This window comes from Candidatus Frankia alpina (assembly GCF_902806485.1).
GTDB lineage: Bacteria > Actinomycetota > Actinomycetes > Frankiales > Frankiaceae > Frankia > Frankia alpina.
The window spans coordinates 1-8,047 of record NZ_CADCWT010000212.1 but is presented as its reverse complement, the minus strand read 5'-3'; the positions used below and the strand labels follow the sequence as shown (position 1 = coordinate 8,047).

Annotated in this window: 7 protein-coding genes and 1 pseudogene; 7 read left to right on the top strand and 1 reads right to left on the bottom strand. The window is 71.5% G+C overall.

Translation table 11 applies throughout. The annotated features are described in order from the left end of the window. Nucleotides 1-114 precede the first annotated feature (114 nt). Entirely contained in the window at nt 115-1,683 is a 1,569-nt protein-coding gene (locus G6R25_RS18750; RefSeq protein WP_336501767.1) for a PAS domain-containing protein, read from the bottom strand. 650 nt (nt 1,684-2,333) lie between these two features. On the opposite strand from G6R25_RS18750, the gene G6R25_RS18745 reads away from it, so the two are divergent. The 7 genes and pseudogenes from G6R25_RS18745 to G6R25_RS18715 all read left to right on the top strand — a co-directional run. Further along, complete coding sequence (locus G6R25_RS18745) at nt 2,334-3,641, top strand: TadA family conjugal transfer-associated ATPase (protein WP_163554018.1); 1,308 nt, start codon at nt 2,334-2,336, stop codon at nt 3,639-3,641. Then, nucleotides 3,641-4,618 carry a type II secretion system F family protein gene (locus tag G6R25_RS18740; RefSeq protein WP_163554017.1) on the top strand — a complete coding sequence of 326 codons (978 nt, stop codon included), beginning with the start codon at nt 3,641-3,643 and terminating at the stop codon, nt 4,616-4,618. The genes G6R25_RS18745 and G6R25_RS18740 overlap by 1 nt, the downstream gene beginning before the upstream one ends. Beyond that, nucleotides 4,615-5,565 carry a type II secretion system F family protein gene (locus tag G6R25_RS18735; RefSeq protein ID WP_163554016.1) on the top strand — a complete coding sequence of 317 codons (951 nt, stop codon included), beginning with the start codon at nt 4,615-4,617 and terminating at the stop codon, nt 5,563-5,565. The genes G6R25_RS18740 and G6R25_RS18735 overlap by 4 nt, the downstream gene beginning before the upstream one ends. A gap of 213 nt (nt 5,566-5,778) precedes the next feature. Further along, the gene (locus G6R25_RS18730; protein WP_163554015.1) at nt 5,779-6,018 is read left to right on the top strand and encodes a hypothetical protein; all 240 of its coding nucleotides are present in this window, start codon (nt 5,779-5,781) and stop codon (nt 6,016-6,018) included. After that, nucleotides 6,005-6,451, top strand: coding sequence for a TadE/TadG family type IV pilus assembly protein (locus G6R25_RS18725; RefSeq protein ID WP_412842753.1), 447 nt, complete (start codon nt 6,005-6,007; stop codon nt 6,449-6,451). The genes G6R25_RS18730 and G6R25_RS18725 overlap by 14 nt, the downstream gene beginning before the upstream one ends. Next, the gene (locus G6R25_RS18720) at nt 6,448-7,014 is read left to right on the top strand and encodes a hypothetical protein (protein ID WP_336501764.1); all 567 of its coding nucleotides are present in this window, start codon (nt 6,448-6,450) and stop codon (nt 7,012-7,014) included. The genes G6R25_RS18725 and G6R25_RS18720 overlap by 4 nt, the downstream gene beginning before the upstream one ends. Nucleotides 7,015-7,473: 459 nt before the next feature. Continuing rightward, nucleotides 7,474-8,047: pseudogene (locus tag G6R25_RS18715) on the top strand (hypothetical protein); the annotation flags it as partial.

The following is an 8,047-nucleotide window of genomic DNA, read 5'->3' as shown; positions in this document are numbered from 1 at the left end:
GTAGTTGTCGGCTGACCTGTCGGCGCCACCCCCAGCCGCTGCCGCCTGTCTGCTCGCCAACCTGGTTTCGGCCAGATTCCGGCCAGATTGCGGCGAGGCCCTGCCGGGTCGTGTTCAAAGCCCGGAGATGAGCCCCTCGATCTCGGCCTCGAGGATTCGGCGGTCGGTGACGTCGCTGTAGAGCCACAGGTGACCGCGGTAGCCGTCGGCCGCGGTCAGCGTGATGTGGCTGCGTTCGAAGACGCGGCCGTCGGCGAACATGACCGGCTCGCGGCGCAGCGTGCGACGTCGGCGCAGCAGGGTGTCCAGGCGGGCGGCGAAGCCAGACGGGTCGTCGACCAGTCCGGCCCGCGGCCGCAGATGCCGACGGCAGTCCGTGCCGACCAGGTCGACGGGGGAGTCGGCCAGATCGAACAGGTCGCAGTACATCTGGTTGACGGCGACGACGCTGCCGTCGCGATCGGCGATGAGGACCGCGGTCGCAAGCTCGGCGAGCAGGGTCGTCAGCCAGCGCTCCCGGTCCCGGCAGGCCTCCTCGATCCGCTGCGTCTGCGCGAACAGGCAGCCGCAGCCCTCGGCCTGCCGTCCGTCGGCGTGAGGGGGGCGTGGATGCAGATCGGCGTCCTCGTCTCGGTGCAGGACGACGGCGGCGCGCCACTCGGCGCCGGGCGGTAGGGCGCCGCGCGGGTAGGCCGGCAACCGGTCCTCCGAAGCCTCGCGGGGGGAGGACCAGCCGGGTGTCGGCTCGCCGGGAATCGGCCGGCGGGGCAGCGGGACCGCCCAACGCCGATTCGTCGCGGCGTCGTCCGCGTCGGGCCACCGCGCCGGGGGCCCGGACGGGGGGTGTCCAGTTCCGGCGGGATGACCGATGACCGGACCGTCGAGGTCCGGCGCGGGATCGGCTGAGCCGTCGCCGAACCGGTCCGGTCCATCCGGGCGGTCCGGATCGTCTGCGCCGGTCGGGCTGTCGGGCCAGCGGAACGGATCGTCGGCGGAGTCGCTGAAAGCATGGGCTGCATCGTCGAACGGGTCGTAGCCGCCCAGCCCGTCGAGCAGTCCGTGGCGATCGGGCCCGCCGGGCAGGATGCCGTCCGGCTCGGCATCCTGCTGGCCGAACAGTTCGTGGCCGAGTAGCTGCTCGTCGAGGAAGGCTGCGTCGAAGGCGCTGAGATCCAGTGCCCCAGCCCCAGCCCCAGCCCCAGAGTCGATGGGCGGTACGACATGTTCGGCGTCGTTGTCGGCGAGAGGGTCGGCCAGGGCATCAGGGTGCGGGTGGCCGTCGGGGTGCGCCGGGGCGTCCAGGCCGCGGGCGTCACGGTGGTCGGTGCCGCTCGCGGTGGGAGCGCCGACCGGCGCCGGGGTGAGGGTGCCGACGAAACGGCGCCGCCCGTCGCCGGCGGACGTCGCCACCGTCTGAATGATCGCCCGACGGGCGGTCCCGCCCGGTCGGACCAGTCGAATCTGTGCGGAGAACCCGTCGCCATGCGTGACCAGGCGCCGCCAATGGTCGCTCACCGTGGCAACGTCATCGGGATGGACCACCCGGTCCCATCCCCATCCGACTGCCTCGTCGCGGGTAAGTCCGGTTAGCTCGGACCACGGCCGATTCACGAAGAGATGCCGGCCGACCGCGTCGGTGGCGAATACCGCCACGGGGCAATTCTCCACAATCCGCCAAAACATTTTCCAAGCGGCTTTGTCGAACATGTCCGACGGTTGGAAATCCCGGTCTCCGCTCATCGGTTCGCCCCTTTCAGGCCGCGCGTGGCGGGCCGCAGGCAGGTCCTGGGCGGCGCCACGGTGGTGGGCGGATGGGCTTCTCGCCAGCGGTTGGCGAGCCCGCGGATCGATGGCTGACCGGACACGGAAGGGACCCCCGAGGCAGGCGTTAGTGGCTTACCGGGTGAGATCGGCGGGGTGGGGGAGGCTCCACCGGTCGACCCAGCAGGCGATTGTGGCTTCACGGATGAGCGGGTTAGGGACCGCCGCGAGGTTACCGCCTCCGGGACGATTAGGCGGCGAAATCCTGTGGGCGTTTCCGGGGCGGTCGGCGGACGACCGATCTGCGGGATGTACGCGTAGGGCGATGGTTGTCCCTCGATCCGCGACCGTGTATCGAATGCGGAGAGTAACTTTATGGGTGGTCAAGGTGGGACGGTGTGCACACCGTGACCTGCCTGTGTCCGACCCGCCCCCCACCCCCGGATGGGGTTGTGCGAACGTTGTTGCGTCCATCCTGATGGTCAGGGCTTGATAAGCAGTGACCTTCTTTCTACGCTTCGTAGCAATTGTCCGGGCGAGGAAGAGGCGGAGCTGGAGGATCGGCGGTTTTCGTGGCGGTGGCACGTGGCGGTTGGCTGGACGCCACATCGCTCGTGGAGGACGAGGTCCGCGAGCTCGTCCGGCGGCGTTCCCTGGATCCTGTGCGCGATCCGGCTCAGGTCCGCCAGCTCGTTCAGGAGGTGCTCGCCGACTACGAGGAACGCGTTCTCGTCAGTGACCTTCCGCCCGTCGTCGACCGGGATGTCACCGCCCGGTTGGTCTACGACGCGGTCGCCGGTTTCGGGCCGCTGCAACGCCATCTCGACGACCCCACCATCGAAGAGATCTGGATCAACGAGCCAGGTCGGGTATTCATCGCCCGGGCTGGTCGCAGCGAGCTGACGACGACAATTCTCACCGCCGACCAGGTGCAGGATCTGGTCGAGCGGATGCTGAAATCGTCCGGCCGGCGGGTGGACCTGTCGACCCCCTTCGTCGACGCCATGCTCCCGGACGGTTCCCGGCTGCACGTGGTGATTCCCGACGTGACCCGGGTGCACTGGTCGATCAACATCCGCAAGTTCGTGCTGAGCGCGGGCAGCCTCGACGAGCTGATCGGACTGGGCACGATCACCGCGGCCGCCGCCGCGTTCCTGGAGGCCGCTGTGGTCTCCGGGCTCAACATCATCGTCGCCGGCGGCACCCAGGCCGGGAAGACGACACTGCTCAACTGCCTCGGCTCGGCGATCCCCGCCCGCGAACGGGTGATCTCGTGCGAGGAGGTCTTCGAGCTGAAGCTGCGCTCGCCGGACTGGGTGGCGATGCAGACCCGGCAGGCCAACCTGGAGGGCAGCGGGGAGATCCGGCTGCGTCGGCTGGTCAAGGAGGCGCTGCGAATGCGCCCGGACCGGCTGGTGGTCGGCGAGGTCCGCCAGGAGGAGGCGCTGGACCTGCTCATCGCGCTGAACTCCGGGCTGCCGGGGATGTGCAGCCTGCACGCCAACTCGGCCCGTGAGGCCGTCACGAAGCTGTGCACGCTGCCGCTGCTCGCCGGGGAGAACGTCAGCCACGCCTTCGTGGTGCCGACCGTAGCCGCCAGCGTCGATCTCGTCGTCCACCTGGAGAAGGACGTCTCCGGCCGGCGGCGCGTCACCGAGATCGTCGCGCTGCCCGGCCGGGCCGAGGGCGACATCGTGGAGATCGCCCAGATCTACCGCTCCCGCGCCGAGGGCCTCGTCCGCGTCGACGGCTTCCCCCCGCACGTCGACCGGTTCACCCGCGCCGGCTACGACCTGCCCGCCCTGCTCGCCCAGGGGGACCGCGACCATCCCCACCGCCGACCCGGCGGGGGCTGGCCCGAGATCGCCGTGGAGCACTGATGGGGATCTTTCTCGGCCTGCTGTGCGGGCTCGGCCTGTTCCTCATCATCATCACCAGCGGCCGGCCCCGCGCGTCGCATGGCCCGACGACGATGCGCTGGGAGCACACCACCGCCGAGCTGCTCGCCCAGGCCGGCATCCGCGGCCTGAGCCCCCGCCAGTTCGTCGCGATCAGCGCCGGGCTCGGCCTGCTCGTCGGTCTGGTCGTGCTGGCGTTCACCGGCACCCTGTCGCTCGCCGGCGCGTTCGTGGTCTTCGCGAGCCTGCTGCCGCGGGCGCTGGTCGTGCGCCGCCGCCACGGCCGCATCCACGACCTGCGGGAGCTGTGGCCGGACGTCGTCGACAACCTTGCCAGCGCCGTGCGCGCCGGGATGTCGCTGCCCGAGGGCCTGGCCGCCGTCGGGGTGCGCGGGCCGGTGCAGCTACGCCCGGCGTTCACCCGCTTCGGCGAGGACTACAGCGCCACCGGATCGTTCTCGACCTGCCTGGACCGCCTCGCCGACGAGCTCGCCGACCCGGTCGCCGACCGGATCATCGAGTCGCTGCGGATGGCGCGGGAGGTCGGCGGCACCGACCTCGGCCGGCTCCTGCGCACCCTGTCGACCTTCCTGCGCGAGGACGCCCGCACCCGGGCCGAGCTGGAGACCCGCCAGGGCTGGACGGTCAACGCCGCCCGCCTCGCGCTTGCCGCCCCCTGGATCGTGCTGCTCCTGCTGGCCACCCGTGGCCAGAACGTGCAGGCGTACGACAGCCCGACCGGCGTGCTGGTGCTGATCGGCGGCGGCGGCGTGTCCGCCCTCGCCTACCTGCTGATGAAACGGATCGGCCGGCTGCCCGAGGAGGGCCGGGTGCTGCGCGGCGGGGCCATCGCCGCCGCCCAGGCCGCCGCTACCGCCACCACCACCGCCACTGACGGGCCCGGGGGCTTCGACGGGCCGGGGTTCGGGGCGCAGTCCGATCGGGGGATGCAGCCATGACGATGGTCGCCGCCGGGGCGCTGTTCGGCCTGCTCGCCGGGCTCGGCCTGGTCATTGTCGTCTACCGGTCGCCGCGGGCGCGGCGCATCCAGCTCGCCGACCGGCTCGACCCCTACCTTCGTGACACGCCCACGCCGTCCCGCCTGCTCGCGGACCGGCCGCGCGCGTCGGCCCGCCCGGGGTTCGCCGCGGTCGAGGCGCTCCTGCGGCCGTTGCTGTCGGATGTGGCCGGCCGGCTCGACCGCTTCCTCGGCGGCCGGGCGGCACTGCAGCGCCGGCTGACCCAGGCGGGCGGGCGGACCAGCATCGAGGAGTTCCGGGTCCAGCAGGTGATCTGCGCGGTCAGCGGCGCGCTGATCGGCGCGTTCCTGCTGGCGTTGCGCGCGCTGCTCGGCATCGGCCCGCCGGCCCTGGTCGACGTCGCCCTCGTCGTCGCCGGCGCCGCCGGCGGGGTGGTCGGCCGCGAGTACTGGCTGACCCGGGCGATCAACGAGCGCGAGGATCGGATGCTGCTGGAGTTCCCCACGGTCGCCGAGCTGCTGGCGTTGGCGGTCACCGCGGGGGAGTCCGCGATCGGCGCGCTGGAGCGGGTCAGCCGGCTCACCCATGGCGAGCTGGGCCGCGAGCTGCGCCTGGCCCTCGCCGACGCCCGCGCCGGCGCCACCCTCGTGCAGGCCCTGGAGGGCATCGCCGCCCGCACGGCGCTTGCGCCACTGGCCCGGTTCGTCGACGGTATGGCCGTCGCGATCGAACGCGGCACCCCGCTGGCCGACATCCTTCGCGCACAGGCGATGGATGTCCGCGAGGCCGGCAAGCGGCAGCTGCTGGAGGCCGGCGGCCGCAAGGAGATCGCCATGATGATCCCGGTCGTCTTCCTCGTCCTGCCGACGACCGTGATCTTCGCCTTCTACCCCGCCCTGGTGAGCTTCACCGTGATCGCCCAGTGATCGCGGCGGCCCCCGGGGAGGGACGCGGCCTGCTCCGACACAGGCCCAACCAACTTGGCGCAACGCGGTGTTGGCATAACGCAGTGTTGGCACAACGCGGTGCCCGACGCGGAGGCATAGGGTGCGCGCCACGGACGACGTGGGCGCACGGCTCCTGTCCGGGCGCATGGCCCAGGCCGGGGGTACCTCAGGCCGGACGGTGATGGAGGGGATATGGGACGACGTATCGGGCAGACCCTGAAGGCGAGGTGGCTGGCCTGGCGGTCGGCCACCGACACGACCGACACCGGCGGCGACGGTCGCGACCGGGGGGACGTTCCCGGCTGGGTGATGATCACAGTGATGACGGCGGCGCTCGTCGTCGCCATCGCCACGCTGGCGACGCCGGCGCTGCAGAACCTGTTCACCTCGGCGATCAACTCGGTGTCGGGTGTCGGCGGTGGCGGCGGCTGACACCCCGGTCACGCGGGGCGAAGAGGAAGCCGGCGGACCCGGTGACGGGGGCGCGTCGGGCGACGAGGGGTCGGCGGTCGTCGAGTTCATCCTGGTGGGGACGTTGCTGCTGTTCCTGTTCCTCGGGATCCTGCAGGTCGGCCTGATCCTGCACATCCGCAACACGCTCGCGGCGGATGCGGCGGAGGGCGCCCGGCACGCGGCCAACCTCGGCGTCGCGGCCGCGGACGGCGGTCCCTACGCCCAGGCGCTCATCGCCCGGACGATCCCCGGCCGCGCCGACACCGTCTGCACCGGCACCGACGTCGACGGCCCCGGCGGTACCCCGCTGGTCCAGGTGACCTGCAAGGTCGCCGTCCCGCTCGTCCTCGTCCCACTCGGTGACGGCGTGACGATCACCGTCACCGGCCACGCCGTCAAGGAGCAGCCTTGACGCCCCGGCGGCTGCGTACCATCCGCGTGATCTGGACGCGGGTGGTGTGGGGAGAGAGACGGGCGCCCCGCGACGGCCGGAGCCGGGCGCGCCGCGACGGGAGAGGGGCGGACGACGGCTCGGCGATGATCGAGTTCGTCGGGCTGTCCGTCGTGCTGCTCGTCCCGTTCGTGTACCTGTTCCTGTGCGTGTTCTCGGTGCAGAAATCGGCGTTCGGAGTCACCGAGGCGGCCCGCGAGGCCGGCCGGGCGTTCGCCACCGCCGACAGCGAGACCGAGGGCACCGACCGGGCCCGCCTCGCCGCCGCCCTCGCGCTACAGGACCAAGGCGTCTCCGGCGAGCCGCAGATCCACTTCGCCTCGGTGGGCGCGAACTGCGGATCCGGCAACCCCGGCGACGGCGCTCAGACCCTGGAACCGGGCGCGTCGTTCGTCATCTGTGTCCGGACGGTCGTCGCCCTGCCCGGCACCGGCGCCCTGTTCGCCGGCATCACCGACGTCACCGTCAACGGCCAGTTCACCGTGGTCATCGACGCCTACCGGGCTGATCGGTCAGGTGTCTGATCAGAGGTTTTGCTGGTCTGATGAGCCGAGATGCGCCGGGCGTGGCGCCGTGAACCTGCGTCGCCTGGTTCCCGGCGAGAGAAGGAGTTCCCCGCTGGCGGGACGTGCTCGGCGACAACACCCGACATACGCATGGGGGCTGAACCGTGCGTAACGCGGAACGCCCTATAGTTGTCAAGCTGTTGCGTAGCTACATCGGATGTTGGGGAAAGGTTTGGTCAAACGCGTCAACCTGATTGCGTCAACGTCGTTCTTAGAAGGTGGAAAATATTCCACCGGCAGCTGAGCCATCTCGGTGCGTGGCGCCACCGTGGCCAGCGCCTACCAGAGCAGGAGACGTCAATGGCGGATTGTTCTGACGGCCCTTCCCGCAGCCGACTGAGGCGAACAGGCCCTCCGGGTGGCGCGAGGCGACGGATCCACCCGGGGGGACTCCAACGCCCCCGACAGCACCCCACAGTGCGTCGGCTGCCCCGAGCCCTCGGCAGCCTGGCAGCCCTGGCCCTGACCGGGTTGGTGACCGTGGCGGCCGCCGGCCCGGCGACGGCCGCCGGGCCGGGAGGCGGCGGTAGCTGGAGGCCGGCTCCGAGCGTGGAGGGGGTGAAGATCGGCTGGCTGCCCAGCGGCGTCAGCCTCACCGGCGTGGTGCCGACCACCCGGATCGGCCGCAACGTCATCATCGGCACGTTCGAGGGCGACGGCACCCGCGTTCAGCTGACAGTCCAGCGGGAAACGCCCGACGCGACGCTTGCTGACGTGGCCAGCGCCTACACGCAGTACTACCCAGGCTCCCAGATTGGCCGGATCGCCCTGCGGGGCACCGAGGGCGTTACGTTGCGGACCAGTGGCGCTGGTATCAACGAGCTGACCTGGGTCGAAGGCGACCCGTCCGTCGTGCTGACGGTCGGCGGCCGGCTCGGCGGGAACGCGACCACCCCGCCGAGCCCGCTGCCCGAGGCCGACCTGCTCCGTATCGCCACGTCGCTTACCGTCGGCCCGGCGCCGACGCCGACGGTCTGGCAGAAGTTGTCGA